Raw genomic sequence first — 517 nt, 5'->3', positions numbered from 1 at the left:
CGAGACCGAGCTCGCCCGTGCCGAGGAGGTCGACTACATCGACGTCTCGCCACGCCAGATGGTGTCGGTGGCGACGGCGTTGATCCCGTTCCTGGAGCACGACGACGCCAACCGGGCGTTGATGGGCGCGAACATGATGCGCCAGTCGGTCCCGCTGCTGAAGAGCGAGGCGCCGCTGGTCGGCACCGGCATGGAGTACCGTGCCGCGACCGACACGGGTGACATGATCAGCGCTGAGAAGGCCGGCGTGGTGGAGGAGGTCTCCGCCGACTACGTCACGGTCATGAACGACGACGGCACCCGGACGACGTACCGCGTGGCGAAGTTCAAGCGTTCCAACCAGGGCACCTCGTTCAATCAGAAGCCCGTCGTCGCCGAGGGCGACAGGGTCGAGGTCAACCAGGTCATCGCCGACGGTCCCTGCACCGACAACGGCGAGATGGCCCTGGGCAAGAACCTTCTCGTGGCGTTCATGCCGTGGGAGGGCCACAACTACGAAGACGCGATCATCCTTTCG

1 pseudogene is annotated in these 517 nt (G+C 65.6%); it reads left to right on the top strand.

The features are described from left to right. Positions 1 to 517, top strand: a pseudogene (locus tag AC3EO4_RS55735) (DNA-directed RNA polymerase subunit beta); the annotation flags it as partial.

The sequence above is a fragment of the Nonomuraea sp. bgisy101 genome (assembly GCF_057708945.1).
The sequence above is the reverse complement of the archived record's forward strand: the minus strand, read 5'-3'. Positions and strand labels throughout refer to the sequence as shown.